At 42.0% G+C, this 12,903-nt stretch carries 10 protein-coding genes and 1 pseudogene; 8 read left to right on the top strand and 3 right to left on the bottom strand.

Annotation, left to right across the window (positions count from 1 at the left end; genetic code table 11):
• Nucleotides 1-50 precede the first annotated feature (50 nt).
• Together E2H97_RS11180 and rne are read right to left on the bottom strand one after the other, a co-directional pair.
• Nucleotides 51-1,607, bottom strand: a complete 1,557-nt coding sequence (locus tag E2H97_RS11180) for a SulP family inorganic anion transporter (RefSeq protein WP_133407217.1) — start codon at nt 1,605-1,607, stop codon at nt 51-53.
• Between the two features lie 300 nt (nt 1,608-1,907).
• Entirely contained in the window at nt 1,908-5,099 is a 3,192-nt protein-coding gene (gene rne / locus E2H97_RS11175) for a ribonuclease E (RefSeq protein WP_133407216.1), read from the bottom strand.
• 618 nt (nt 5,100-5,717) lie between these two features.
• On the opposite strand from rne, the pseudogene rluC reads away from it, so the two are divergent.
• A pseudogene (rluC, locus tag E2H97_RS11170) lies at nt 5,718-6,673 on the top strand (23S rRNA pseudouridine(955/2504/2580) synthase RluC).
• Nucleotides 6,674-6,773: 100 nt separating this feature from the next.
• Here the strand turns inward: rluC and E2H97_RS11165 are convergent.
• Complete coding sequence (locus tag E2H97_RS11165) at nt 6,774-7,355, bottom strand: Maf family protein (protein WP_133407215.1); 582 nt, start codon at nt 7,353-7,355, stop codon at nt 6,774-6,776.
• A gap of 246 nt (nt 7,356-7,601) precedes the next feature.
• Here E2H97_RS11165 and yceD point away from each other — a divergent pair, with 246 nt between their 5' ends.
• From yceD to acpP, 7 genes are all read left to right on the top strand, one after another.
• Nucleotides 7,602-8,126, top strand: a complete 525-nt coding sequence (yceD, locus tag E2H97_RS11160) for a 23S rRNA accumulation protein YceD (RefSeq protein WP_133407214.1) — start codon at nt 7,602-7,604, stop codon at nt 8,124-8,126.
• Nucleotides 8,127-8,141: 15 nt separating this feature from the next.
• The gene (gene rpmF / locus E2H97_RS11155; RefSeq protein WP_121839867.1) at nt 8,142-8,312 is read left to right on the top strand and encodes a 50S ribosomal protein L32; all 171 of its coding nucleotides are present in this window, start codon (nt 8,142-8,144) and stop codon (nt 8,310-8,312) included.
• 15 nt (nt 8,313-8,327) lie between these two features.
• Nucleotides 8,328-9,353 carry a phosphate acyltransferase PlsX gene (gene plsX / locus E2H97_RS11150; protein ID WP_133407213.1) on the top strand — a complete coding sequence of 342 codons (1,026 nt, stop codon included), beginning with the start codon at nt 8,328-8,330 and terminating at the stop codon, nt 9,351-9,353.
• 150 nt (nt 9,354-9,503) lie between these two features.
• Nucleotides 9,504-10,463, top strand: a complete 960-nt coding sequence (locus E2H97_RS11145; RefSeq protein WP_133407212.1) for a beta-ketoacyl-ACP synthase III — start codon at nt 9,504-9,506, stop codon at nt 10,461-10,463.
• Between the two features lie 284 nt (nt 10,464-10,747).
• A complete protein-coding gene (fabD, locus tag E2H97_RS11140; protein ID WP_133407211.1) occupies nt 10,748-11,674 on the top strand; it encodes an ACP S-malonyltransferase in 927 nt (308 codons plus the stop codon).
• Between the two features lie 10 nt (nt 11,675-11,684).
• On the top strand, nt 11,685-12,431 hold the full coding sequence (fabG, locus tag E2H97_RS11135; RefSeq protein ID WP_133407210.1) for a 3-oxoacyl-ACP reductase FabG: 747 nt from the start codon (nt 11,685-11,687) through the stop codon (nt 12,429-12,431).
• A 168-nt stretch (nt 12,432-12,599) separates the two neighbouring features.
• Nucleotides 12,600-12,833, top strand: a complete 234-nt coding sequence (acpP, locus tag E2H97_RS11130; protein ID WP_121839872.1) for an acyl carrier protein — start codon at nt 12,600-12,602, stop codon at nt 12,831-12,833.
• The last annotated feature ends 70 nt before the right edge of the window (nt 12,834-12,903 follow it).

Raw genomic sequence — 12,903 nt, 5'->3', positions numbered from 1 at the left:
CCAATAAAAAGAGCGCGAAATCGCGCTCTTAAGTTACTAAAAAGATAACATTAATCCAGTTTATTATCAGCTACATGATAATGTGGATCTTCAATCAAGTTTACTTCAACCAAATCACCAGCTTTATTAAGTAGCTGTTTACAATCGCCGCTTAAGTGACGTAAATGCAGTTTTTTACCCGCTGCGATGTAACGCTCTGCAAGGGTATCGATTGCATCTAATGCTGAGTGATCCGCAACGCGTGAATTTTGGAAGTCGATAATCACGTCTTCAGGGTCATTTTTTGCGTCAAATAATTCAAGGAAGTGAGATACTGAACCGAAGAACAACGGACCATTTAGACGATATACTTTCCAACCATTAGCATCGGTTTCAGTGCTGACATTGATATGCTTAGCGTGCTCCCAAGCAAATACTAGAGCAGAAACAATGACACCAACAAATACTGCGAAAGCTAAGTCAGTAAATACAGTAACTGTGGTTACCAGTACAATTACAAAGGCATCATGCTTAGGTACTTTGCGCATTACTTTGAAACTTGCCCATTCGAAAGTGCCAAGTACAACCATGAACATCACACCAACAAGTGCTGCTAGTGGGATCATTTCGATAAAGCTTGCGCCAAATAGAATGAAAGCTAACAGAGCCAACGCTGCGGTAATACCTGACAGACGACCGCGACCACCAGAGTTAATGTTGATCATAGACTGACCAATCATGGCACAACCACCCATAGCACCAAAGAAGCCACTAGTGATGTTTGCAACACCTTGACCAACACATTCTTTATTACCTTTACCACGAGTCTCGGTCATTTCGTCGATAACAGTCAGTGTTAGTAGTGATTCAATCAAACCAACAGCCGCTAAGATGAACGAGTAAGGCAGGATGATCATCAAGGTTTCCATATTGAATGGAACCGATGGAATTGAGAATGTTGGTAGGCTACCTGCAATTGTCGCTGCTTCATCGCCACTCATTGAGCGCAAGAAGTCAAGAACAGTACGAGTATCTAGATTAAAACCAACTACGATAGCTGTTACCGTTAGAATCGCAGCCAATGACGATGGAATAGCCGTCGTTACCTTAGGAAGGAAGTGGATAATAAACATGGTCAATGCCACTAAACCTAGCATTAGGTAAAGTTGCTCACCTTGAAGCCACTGCATTACCCCATTGGCATCAGGCACTTGGAATTGACCTAGCTGAGCTAAGAAAATCACAATCGCAAGACCGTTCACAAAACCAATCATTACAGGGTAGGGAACGATACGAATAAACTTACCCAGTTTAAACACTCCCGCAAGCACTTGGATTAGACCAGCTAGAACCACAGCGGCAAATAAGTATTGAACACCGTGCTGAGCAACAAGAGCAACCATGACGACAGCCATCGCGCCTGTTGCACCAGAAATCATACCGGGGCGACCACCAATCACGGCAGTCACTAAGCCCATAATAAATGCAGCGTATAAACCTACCATAGGTTCTACACCGGCTACGAATGCGAATGCAACAGCTTCAGGGACTAAAGCAAGTGCGACAGTGAAACCAGAAAGCAAATCGGCTTTATGGCTAGCTGTTTTATGACGTATTAAGTCGAACATCTGACCTCTAAATTGAGTAGTTTTAACTTGATATTCCAGATATGTGACTAAATTAATAAAAGGAATAATAGTGTGAACAACAACTGAAGCGCACGTCCATGTGCTGACGACCGTGACATCCTGTCACGGACGGTTGTCTTATCACACTATTACTCCCATCTATATATACAGTTCAGTTATCACACATTTGGTAAATATGAATTTTTAGAAGCGGCGATTTTAGCAGAAAAAATCACCGCTGACACAAAAAAAGAAGCTGTCAAATGACAGCTCCTAATCATTGCATTGTTTATGAAGAACCTATGCTCTTGCAGTGTCCGAACCCGCTACGTTAGTCGGCTTCGTTTTGCTCGGCAGCTGTACTTCTACATCTGAGTAGTCACGGCCTTTAGGCGTTTCTACTGCGACGCGTTTAGTAACCGTTGGTTTAGTGGTTTGCGAACTTACCATGCCACCAAAACGACTTACCTTTTTTTCTATCGTTTGAGGTTTCACCTCAATGACAGCTTCTTCCTGAACTTCAGGTTCGTCAACATCAACAACAATCGGCGATGATAAGTCTGCAGCGACGGTTTCAGTTACCAAATCTTGAGAATCATCAGTTTGAGTAGATAGTTCTACCTCAACATTATCTTGTTGTGGTACAGAAGCCTCAACTTCAATATCGGTGCTTTCTGTCTCTACTTCAGCCACAGCATCTTCAGTATCGTCTGCTTGAGATTCTACACTTACTTGCTCAGTATCAGCTGGATTTTGTACCTCTGAAGCAGTAGGTGTTGTCTCAACTTGTTCAACAAACTCCATCACTTCTTGTTCAGGCTCTGAGTGTGTCTCAGTAACTTGTTCAGCTTGAACTTCAACAGCGACTTCAGCCTCAACGACATCAACAGTCGGTTCAGTTGATACAGTTGGAGCTTCTACATCAGCGGTAACTAAATCCAATTGTTCAGGAGCGGCTTCAGCATCGCTCTTTTTCTCGCCATCTTCCATTTGCGATAAGTCGTAAATCACAGGCATTTCATCATGTGATTCAAATGCTGGTGCAGCTTCAGACGCTGGCTTTTCATCGCGACGACGACGTTGACCTGCCGCGCGAAGGTGGCGAGGGCTACGACGACTGCGACGAGTACCAGACTCTTTATCATCAGCATTTACATCTGATTCAACAGCTTCAGTAGCGTCAATGATTTCCTTATCTTCAGTACTTTCAGCTTCAACTTTTTTAGCTTTAGCGTCTTTCTTAGGCGCTTTGGTGGTGTTTTGTTTGTCAGCTTCAGCAGAGTCTACAGCTTTTGCTTTTTTCTTAGTTTCAGCTTTTTCTTTCACTTCTTTTACTGGCTTTTCAGATTCAGAAGTTGAAGCTTCAACTTTTGCTCTTGGCTTACGTCGAGTTTGACGAGGTTTAGTTTCTTTGCTGTCTTTCTCTACTTTTACTTCAGGCGCTACTATTTGCTCAGCTTGTGCTTCAATTGCTGAAGTTTCTACAGTTTCTGCAACTTCAGTATTGATGCGCACTTTGCGTTGCATGTTACGACGCTGACGGCGCTCACGAACGACTTCTTGCTTAGGTTGCTCAGAAGCTTGTTTGTCAGACTTACGATTAGTGTTATCTGATTTATTGTTACGCTTATTGCGTTCTTTACGCTCTTGAGTTTCACCTGCAACAGAATCATTCTTATTGCGATTGTCACGGTCATTACGAGGGGTACGCTTGTCGTTTTTGCGGTTGCGGCGACGTTGAGCGTTACGTTCTTGATTAGAACGTTTTCTGTTTTGCTTTTTCTTCTCAGCTTCTTTTTCTTCTGGGCTAAATAACCCTTTGAAAGCCGAAACAATAGAAGCAATGATGCCTTTAGACTCTTTTTTAACTTCTTTGGCTTTGACAGGTGCTGGCGCTTTTTTCGGTGCGCTAAAACCTTTAAGCGCTGGCTGATCGTTTGTTGCTCGCTCAAGCTTACGCGGCTCGTATAATTGAGACTCTGGCTTTTCAGTGCGGTTATAGCTTGCTTCAACAGACTCTTCATCTTTGCGATGACGAACCACTTTGAAGTCTGGTGTTGTCATGTGAGCATCTGGGATCACATATACTTCTACGTCGTGGCGTTGTTCAGTAATGCGAATGGCTTTACGCTTTTCATTCAATAGGAAAGCCGCAACATCAACCGGAACAATCGCTTCAATTTGAGAGGTGTTTTCTTTGATAGCTTCCTCTTCCATCAAACGTAGAATAGAAAGTGCTAGCGATTCTGTGCCGCGGATTGTACCTTGACCATGACAGCGAGGACATAAGTTAGCGGCGGCTTCTTCAAGAGAAGGGCGCAGACGTTGGCGAGACATTTCCATCAGACCAAAGCGAGAAATACGACCCAATTGAACACGGGCGCGGTCATTAGCAACCGCTTCACGTAAGCGGTTTTCAACTTCACGTTGGTGCTTAGCTGGAGTCATATCGATGAAGTCGATAACGACTAGGCCACCTAAGTCACGTAGACGTAGTTGACGTGCAATTTCGTCAGCCGCTTCAAGGTTGGTATTCAGCGCTGTTTCTTCGATATCACCGCCTTTAGTGGCGCGAGAAGAGTTGATATCGATAGAAGTTAACGCTTCTGTTGGATCAATAACAATTGAGCCACCAGAAGGCAGACGTACTTCACGTTGGAAAGCCGATTCGATTTGCGATTCAATCTGGAAGTGAGTAAATAGTGGCACTTCAGATTTGTAGAATTTAACACGCTCAACAAAGTCAGGACGCACTAAAGCAATGTGCTGTTTAGCATCATCACAAATACGTTGATGATCGATTAGAATTTCACCTACATCACGGCGTAAATAGTCGCGAATTGCACGAACAATCACGTTGCTCTCTTGGTGAATTAAGAATGGTGCAGGCTTACTTGCTGCGGCTTCTTGAATTGCGGCCCAGTGATGTTGTAAAACTTGAAGATCCCATCTTAGTTCTTCCGCATCTTTACCCACACCAGCAGTACGAACAATTAGACCCATACCTTGAGGAACGCTTAATTGCGATAATGCCGCTTTGAGCTCAGTACGCTCATCACCTTCGATACGACGAGAAATACCGCCTGCACGAGGGTTATTTGGCATTAATACTAGGTAAGAACCAGCAAGACTAATGAAAGTCGTTAGAGCCGCACCTTTGTTACCACGTTCTTCTTTATCAATTTGGACAATAACTTCTTGGCCTTCAGAAACCACATCTTTGATGTTTGGACGACCTTGGAAGGTATAACCTTCAGGGAAGTAATCTCTGGCAATTTCTTTAAGGGGAAGGAAACCGTGACGTTCAGCACCGTAGTTTACGAATGCTGCTTCTAAAGAAGGCTCTACGCGGGTGATTGTACCTTTATAGATGTTGGCTTTTTTTTGTTCATGACCTGGGCTTTCAATGTCCAGATCATAAAGTTGCTGCCCGTCAACAAGGGCAACACGCAACTCTTCTGATTGAGTTGCATTAATTAACATGCGTTTCATGATTATTTGATTCTTCTTTATATCATCAAACAGCGTGTAGATTGCATTATGGGCCTGTTGATACAACGAACCTCACGGTTTGGTGCAGGCTAAATTATGTGGTACGCAAATTGTTAAGTATTTAATTTTACTTATTTTGTCAGACGCATTCACTGCGTGTCGTTACCGATTAATCATTGAATTTGCTTTTTTGTGCCAGCAAAAACGGCGATTAATTGTCAAAATTCTTTAGTATGTTTCCAATAATGCCAAATCGAACACAACTCTTTGATATTCAGTTAAAATAATGTTCTGTTTCTTTGTTTTTTCTCAAATAAAGCCAGCATTTCATGGCTTACGTCTTAGGTTTGGCTGTGAATCAATATTTTCTTAAGTTTGATTACTTTTCAGCTTGCAACTCAATGAATTGCTACCTTATCAATCGACTTCTTCTGTGGGAAAAACAAGCTTGGCTCAGCAACGAAATTAGTATTGTTACGATAATTTCTGCTTTCCAAAGATGAAATATAGCAATAATCAAAAACATCAGCAACGTTAAGTGAAAAAAGTTACATAAAACATCAATGAAACCCTTTCTCTGTTGTACAATGTGCGCAGATTAGATTGATAGAACGAACAATGAGTACGCAAGAAACAGCTGTTAAAGTCCAATTTGTTGAAATTGATGAAGGCAACGAAGGGCAACGTATTGATAATTTTTTGGTCACTAAATTAAAAGGTGTACCAAAAAGTATGATTTACCGAATTGTTCGCAAGGGCGAAGTTCGTGTAAATAAAAAACGCATTAAACCTGAGTATAAATTGCAGCATGGGGACTTGGTTCGTATTCCTCCTGTGAGGGTGTCTCAAAAAGAAACCGAAGCGCCATCACCCAAACTTGACAGAGTTGCTGTTTTAGAGCAGCGAATTGTTTACGAAGATAAGCATCTTATTGCGTTAAATAAGCCTTCTGGTATTGCTGTTCATGGTGGAAGTGGCGTTAACTATGGTGTCATTGAAGCGATGCGTAGTTTACGTCCACAGCAAAAGTTTATCGAGTTGGTTCATCGCTTGGATAAGGAAACTTCTGGTATCTTGCTGATTGCTAAAAAACGCAGTGCGTTAAAGCATCTGCAAGATCAGCTTCGTGAAAAGAAAATGCAAAAAGATTATCTTGCCCTTGTAAAAGGAGAGTGGGATAAAAAGATAAGCTCGTTAAAGCACCATTGTTAAAAATCACCCTTAAATCGGGTGAGCGTATTGTTCGAGTTAACGCTGAAGGTAAACCATCGCAAACTCGCTTTAAAATAGTGCAAAAGTATCAAGGTGCGACTTTAGTTAAAGCCAGCCCTCTGACAGGGCGTACTCACCAGATCCGTGTTCACTGCCAATATACAGGTCACCCGATTGCTTGTGATGAAAAGTACAGTGAGCAAGCGTTTGATGATTCAATGAGAAATCAGGGCTTGCGTCGCTTATTTTTACATGCTGCACAGCTTGAGTTTACTCACCCTGATTCAGAAGAACGCATGACAGTTGATGCGCCTTTAGATGATGATTTGCAGAAGTTGATTAGTAAGTTAAAAAGAGCCTAAATTTCGTCATGCCTGCGAAGGGCGGCATCCAGTGGCTTTTCAATTTTAACAACTCAAAGACGCTAGACACCTGCCTTTGCAGGTGTGACGATATTACTAATCAGATAACTTCAACACCATGCTCATTTAATAAGTCAATTAACTTAATCAATGGCAAACCAACCAAAGTATTTGGATCATCACCTTCTAGTCTCTCAAATAAAGCAATGCCTAACCCTTCACTCTTGAAGCTACCTGCGCACCAAAGTGGTTGCTCTTTTCGAACATAGTTTGTTATTTGTAGAGTCGTTAAGTCTCTAAAGTGAACGGTAAATGGCTCAACACAAGAGCTGAATTTTTGTAACTCACTGTCAAACACAGCTAATCCAGTATAGAAGGTAATACTTTTACCGCTGGCTGACTGTAACTGTTTTATGGCGTTCTCTTCAGTGTGGGGTTTTCCAATGATTTTACCTTCAATAACTGCTACTTGATCGGAACCAATGATTACAGGATTATCATTAACCAGCGCAGCCCCCGCTTTGGCTTTTTCTATAGCAAGACGTTCCACCAACTGAATAGCCGTTTCATTTTCCAATGGAGATTCATCAATATCAGGAGAAATACTGGTAAAAGGAATTTGAAGTTTACTGAGTAGTTGCTGACGGAATTCAGAGCTTGAAGCTAATACAAGAGATTTCATTGGAAGTATTTTTAAAAAATTATCGTAATATTTTGCAAGATAAACATTAATCTAGGTAGTCACAACAAAAAGAAATTGTTAATTGCAATTTATTTAAGCGTTGTTTGCTTGTTTAGAAGACAGTGCTTAGGTAAAATTCGCAGTCCGTTAATTTCAATGCGAAAGCTAAAGAACACTTACTTTTTGTGAAGTAGGTGATAAAATTTCTTTGACTCAAGCGTTTTCAAACTATAATATGCGCGCCTTATGCAAACAGTAAAGATACCGGTTTCAATCGATCCGTTACGCTCAGCTCAGAGTCGCCTTGATATTCAGGGTGTCGTACCGGGCAGGCAGTTAAAGCGATTGAATGAATTTTGTGCCGGCGACTGTTCCGATGTATCTGTGTCATTGGAATGTGGTGTCGATCTACAGGGGATAGTCTACCTGAAAGGGAAGGCTGTGACGGAGCTCACTCTGCTATGTCAACGCTGCATGACACAATTAAATACTGAGGTTACGGTCGACTTTTGTTTTAGTCCTTGTAAGACTCAAACAGAAATCGATGAGCTCCCGGAAGCGTATGATCCTATTGAGTGCAATGAAATTGGCGAAATACGTTTACATCAATTGATCGAAGATGAATTGATAACCGCCATACCTTTAATTCCGATGCATGATGATACATCTTGTCATCAGGGTTCAAAGGATGTGGTTGTAGGCGAGATTGAACCCGCTCAAGAGGAGCGTCCAAATCCGTTTGCTGTATTAGAAACACTAAAGAGCAAGTAATCTAGGAGACAGGCAATGGCTGTACAACAGAATAAAAAATCACGTTCAAAGCGCGGTATGCGCCGTTCACACGATGCATTAGGCACGGCTCAGTTATCAACTGACGCGTCTACTGGTGAACTACACCTACGTCACAACGTGACTGCTGACGGTTTCTACCGTGGCAAAAAGGTTATCAACAAGTAATAGGTTGATAAGCTTATGCAAAATCTGACGCTTGCGTTAGATGCAATGGGGGGCGATTTCGGTCCCCAAGCCTCAGTGCCTGCTGCAATGCAGGCGCTTAGGCAAAACCCTTTCTTAAAAATAATTTTGGTGGGCGACCAATCCAAAATTAAGCCTCTTATATCTTCTTCTCAAAATATTTCATCACGATTCGAGATTATTCATACTGACGAAGTTGTCACTATGTCTGATAGACCTGCTCAAGCTTTACGCAATCGAAAACACAGCTCGATGCGAAAGGCGATTGAGTTAGTGCGTGATAAACAAGCAAATGCCTGTTTAAGTGCTGGTAATACTGGTGCCTTAATGGCAATGTCGAAAGTACTACTTAAGACGCTCCCCGGTGTTGATAGACCTGCATTAATAGGGCGGTTGCCAACCACATCGTCTAAGCCTGTCTATGTCTTAGATTTAGGTGCCAATATTTCTTGTGACTCGGAAACTTTATTCCAATTTGCAGTAATGGGCTCGGTGGTTTGTGAAGTGGTTGAGAAAACAGTTTCGCCTTCAGTTTCATTACTGAATGTGGGCATCGAAGAAATTAAAGGTAATGATTTAGTCCAACAAGCAGGCTTATTATTACAACAGTCTCCACAAGTGAATTACCGTGGCTTTATTGAAGGTAACGAGATTTACTCTGGTTGTTCTGATGTGATTGTTTGTGATGGCTTTGTGGGTAACATTACGCTTAAAACTTCAGAAGGTATTGCTAAATTCCTCATTAACGACCTTAAGTCTCGCATGGCACAAGGTTGGTTTGCCAAAACACTTTCTAAGTTAATCGGCTCAAAAATCCAAACGGTTCTGACACAGATGAACCCCGACCAGTACAATGGTGCAAGTCTGGTAGGATTGCGTGGAATTGTTGTTAAAAGTCATGGAAATGCAGACGAACATGCATTTTTAAATGCCATTAATTTGGCTGTGACAGAAGCTCAACGACAATTACCTGAGTTGATTTGTGAGCGATTAGAATCAATTCTGCTTGATATTCGTTCATAACGACTATCATTATTCGCTTTAGGCCTTGAAAGATCCTATTTGGGTCACAATTTTGTCATTGGTTTAAAGCCAAAATACATGGCTATATAATTACAATCGGTCTTATTATCTACTCATAAGATTACTGACCCTTAAAAGCTGATTTCATATATGCATACAAAAATTCTCGGTACCGGAAGTTACTTACCGGTACAAGTACGTAGTAACCAAGATTTAGAACAAATGGTTGAAACGTCTGATCAATGGATTGTTGAGCGTACAGGTATTTCTGAACGCCGCATTGCTGCTACTGACGAAACTGTCGCAACCATGGGGTATCAAGCTGCTTTAAATGCATTAGAAATGGCAGGTGTGTCTGCCGATGAGCTTGATATGATCATTTGTGGCACCACAAGTGGTGAAAATGCGTTTCCAGCAGCAGCTTGTGAAATACAAGCTATGCTAGGCCTCGATACTATTCCTGCTTTTGATGTTGCCGCAGCGTGTTCTGGTTTTATTTATTCTCTTTCTATTGCAGATCAATTTGTTAAGGCTGGCGCTCATAAGAAAATCCTTGTGATAGGTGCTGATGTGCTGTCTCGTTTCTGCGAACCAGAAGATCGTTCAACCATTATTTTATTTGGTGATGGTGCAGGTGCAGCTGTAGTTGGCGCATCTGAAGAGGTGGGTATTATTAATACTCATATTTATGCTGATGGTCGCCAAGGTGATTTGCTTAAATGTGCGTTCCCTGCGCGTCCTCATGAAACCGAAAAAGCATTAAACTACATGACTATGAAAGGCAACGATGTCTTTAAAGTTGCTGTGACTAAGCTTTCTCATGTGGTTCAAGAAACATTGCGTTTGAATAATATCGAAAAAGAAGATATTGATTGGCTAGTACCGCACCAAGCCAACTTCCGCATCATTAATGCGACGGCTAAAAAGCTAGGCATGAGCTTAGATAAGGTTGTGCTGACACTGGCTAAACACGGCAATACTTCAGCGGCATCGGTACCGATTGCGTTAGATGAAGCAATACGTGATGGTCGTATTAAGCGTGGTCAAACACTATTACTCGAAGCGTTCGGGGCAGGTTTTGCTTGGGGCAGCGCTTTAGTGAAGTTTTAATAACTTTAAACACAAATTTTAGCGGGTTGCGTAAGAAAGAATTTTGCAAACGCCAACAGAAGCGCACGTCCATGTGCTGACGACCGTGACTTCCTGTCACGGACGGTTGTCTTATTGCAAAATCCTTTCTTTAAGCCGTATCGACTTTATCCTTGGGAACATTATTATTCTCTCTTAGTCATAAAAGTGATGCGGAGAATTCATTTAATACATTGTTTTCAGCGGGTAAGTTATTAAACTGAATAAGTTTTTTAGAATAGTTATAAAATTATAGGAATTGAATTATGTCTAAAATGGCATTTGTTTTTCCGGGGCAAGGCTCACAAGCGGTTGGCATGTTGGCTGATCTAGCTGAAAGCTCTTCAATCGTTACCGAAACGTTCGCAGAAGCGAGTGAAGCGTTAGGTTATGACCTATGGAAGCTAGTCCAAGAAGGTCCGGCAGAGTCTCTAAATCAAACTGATAAAACTCAGCCAGCTTTGTTGGCAGCAAGTGTAGCTATTTGGCGTGTGTATCAGGCGTCAGGTAAGCCTCAACCAGAAGTGGTTGCTGGTCACAGTTTGGGTGAATACTCTGCATTAGTTTGTGCTGGCGTGATTGACTTTAAAGATGCGATTAAGCTGGTTGAACTTCGTGGTCAACTAATGCAGCAAGCGGTTCCTGCTGGAACTGGTGCGATGTTCGCCATTATCGGTCTTGCTGATGACGCTATTGCTAAGGCGTGTGAAGACTCAGCTCAAGGTGACGTAGTAAGCCCTGTAAACTTCAATAGCCCTGGTCAAGTGGTTATTGCAGGTGAGAAGAATGCTGTTGAACGTGCAGCTGCAGCTTGTAAAGAGGCGGGTGCTAAAATGGCTGTTGCGCTTCCTGTAAGTGTGCCATCCCATTGCGCATTAATGAAACCTGCTGCTGACAAGTTAGCGGTAACATTAAATGACATTCAATTTAATCAGCCAGCAATTACATTGATCAACAATGTTGATGTTGCGGCTCCACAAGAACCAGAAGCAATAAAAGATGCACTTATTCGTCAATTGTACTGTCCAGTACGTTGGAGCGAGTCAGTAGCGGCAATGGCTGAAATGGGTGTTAGTGAATTATATGAGTTTGGTCCAGGTAAAGTGTTAACTGGTCTAACTAAGAGAATCAATAAGGCTCTGTCTGCAAAAGCAATCAATGACTCTGCGTCAGTTGCTGCCTTGACAGAATAAGGAAAAACAAATGAGCATTAGCATTAATTTAGAAGGTAAAGTTGCATTAGTTACTGGCGCCAGTCGTGGTATTGGTCGTGCAACGGCTGAAACACTTGCTCAAGCAGGTGCAACTGTTATTGGTACTGCAACTAGTGAACGTGGTGCAGCAGCGATTCAAGAGTATCTTGGTGACGCTGGTTTTGGTTTGGTGTTAAATGTGACCGATAAAGAGTCTGTTGCAAATTTGTTCACCCAGATCAAAGAAAAAGCGGGTGACATTGATATTCTAGTTAATAACGCTGGCATTACACGCGACAATCTAATGATGCGCATGAAAGATGATGAGTGGGACGATATCATTGATACCAACCTAAACTCATTATTCCGCTTAACTAAGCCTGTATTGCGTGCCATGATGAAAAAGCGCAATGGTCGTATCATCAACATTGGATCTGTTGTTGGTAGTAGCGGTAACCCTGGACAGGCCAACTATTGCGCTGCGAAAGCGGGTTTGATAGGTTTTACCAAGTCATTAGCTAAAGAAGTTGCGTCTAGAAACATCACTGTCAATGCTGTTGCGCCTGGATTTATCCAAACGGATATGACTGACGAGTTGACTGAAGAGCAGCAAAAAGCTATTTTGACTCAAGTTCCAAGTGAGCGTTTAGGTCAGGCTCAAGAAATTGCGAGTTCTGTACTGTTTTTAGCTTCAGATTCATCCGCTTATATCACAGGGCAAACGTTGCATGTGAATGGCGGAATGTATATGGTATAAAGGTTTTACTGTATTCAGCAGGGAACTGCGTTAACTGAGTGGCGATTAGCTGAGCAATTTCCAAAAATCGTGGTTAGACCACAAAATCCGGGGTTGCAATGTTGGCTAAATCGAATAAACTACTCCCAATCTTACGCAAGTGCGTAATTTGAATAGGAAAGAAAACTAATGAGCAACATCGAAGAACGTGTAAAGAAAATCATCATTGAGCAACTAGGCGTTAAAGAAGAAGACGTAAAGCCTGCAGCATCTTTTGTTGATGACTTAGGTGCAGATTCTCTAGACACAGTTGAGTTGGTTATGGCTCTAGAAGAAGAGTTTGACACCGAAATCCCTGATGAAGAAGCAGAGAAGATCACTACTGTTCAAGCAGCGATCGACTATGTGAACAACAATCAGTAATACTGAATTACTAGAGACAGGCGGCATTTATTGCCGCCTGTTTTGTTTTAGGGCTATGATAGCCTTGTTA

It is taken from the genome of Parashewanella tropica (assembly GCF_004358445.1).
In the GTDB taxonomy this organism is placed as follows: Bacteria; Pseudomonadota; Gammaproteobacteria; order Enterobacterales; family Shewanellaceae; genus Parashewanella; species Parashewanella tropica.
Note: the sequence above shows the minus strand (reverse complement) of the source record. Positions and strands in the feature narration are given on the sequence as shown.

Coding starts and splice junctions, on each gene's coding strand:
- E2H97_RS11180 (WP_133407217.1), bottom strand. CDS start 1,607: ATGTTCGACTTAATACGTCATAAAACAGCTAGCCATAAAGCCGATTTG.
- rne (WP_133407216.1), bottom strand. CDS start 5,099: ATGAAACGCATGTTAATTAATGCAACTCAATCAGAAGAGTTGCGTGTT.
- E2H97_RS11165 (WP_133407215.1), bottom strand. CDS start 7,355: ATGAAATCTCTTGTATTAGCTTCAAGCTCTGAATTCCGTCAGCAACTA.
- yceD (WP_133407214.1), top strand. CDS start 7,602: ATGCAAACAGTAAAGATACCGGTTTCAATCGATCCGTTACGCTCAGCT.
- rpmF (WP_121839867.1), top strand. CDS start 8,142: ATGGCTGTACAACAGAATAAAAAATCACGTTCAAAGCGCGGTATGCGC.
- plsX (WP_133407213.1), top strand. CDS start 8,328: ATGCAAAATCTGACGCTTGCGTTAGATGCAATGGGGGGCGATTTCGGT.
- E2H97_RS11145 (WP_133407212.1), top strand. CDS start 9,504: ATGCATACAAAAATTCTCGGTACCGGAAGTTACTTACCGGTACAAGTA.
- fabD (WP_133407211.1), top strand. CDS start 10,748: ATGTCTAAAATGGCATTTGTTTTTCCGGGGCAAGGCTCACAAGCGGTT.
- fabG (WP_133407210.1), top strand. CDS start 11,685: ATGAGCATTAGCATTAATTTAGAAGGTAAAGTTGCATTAGTTACTGGC.
- acpP (WP_121839872.1), top strand. CDS start 12,600: ATGAGCAACATCGAAGAACGTGTAAAGAAAATCATCATTGAGCAACTA.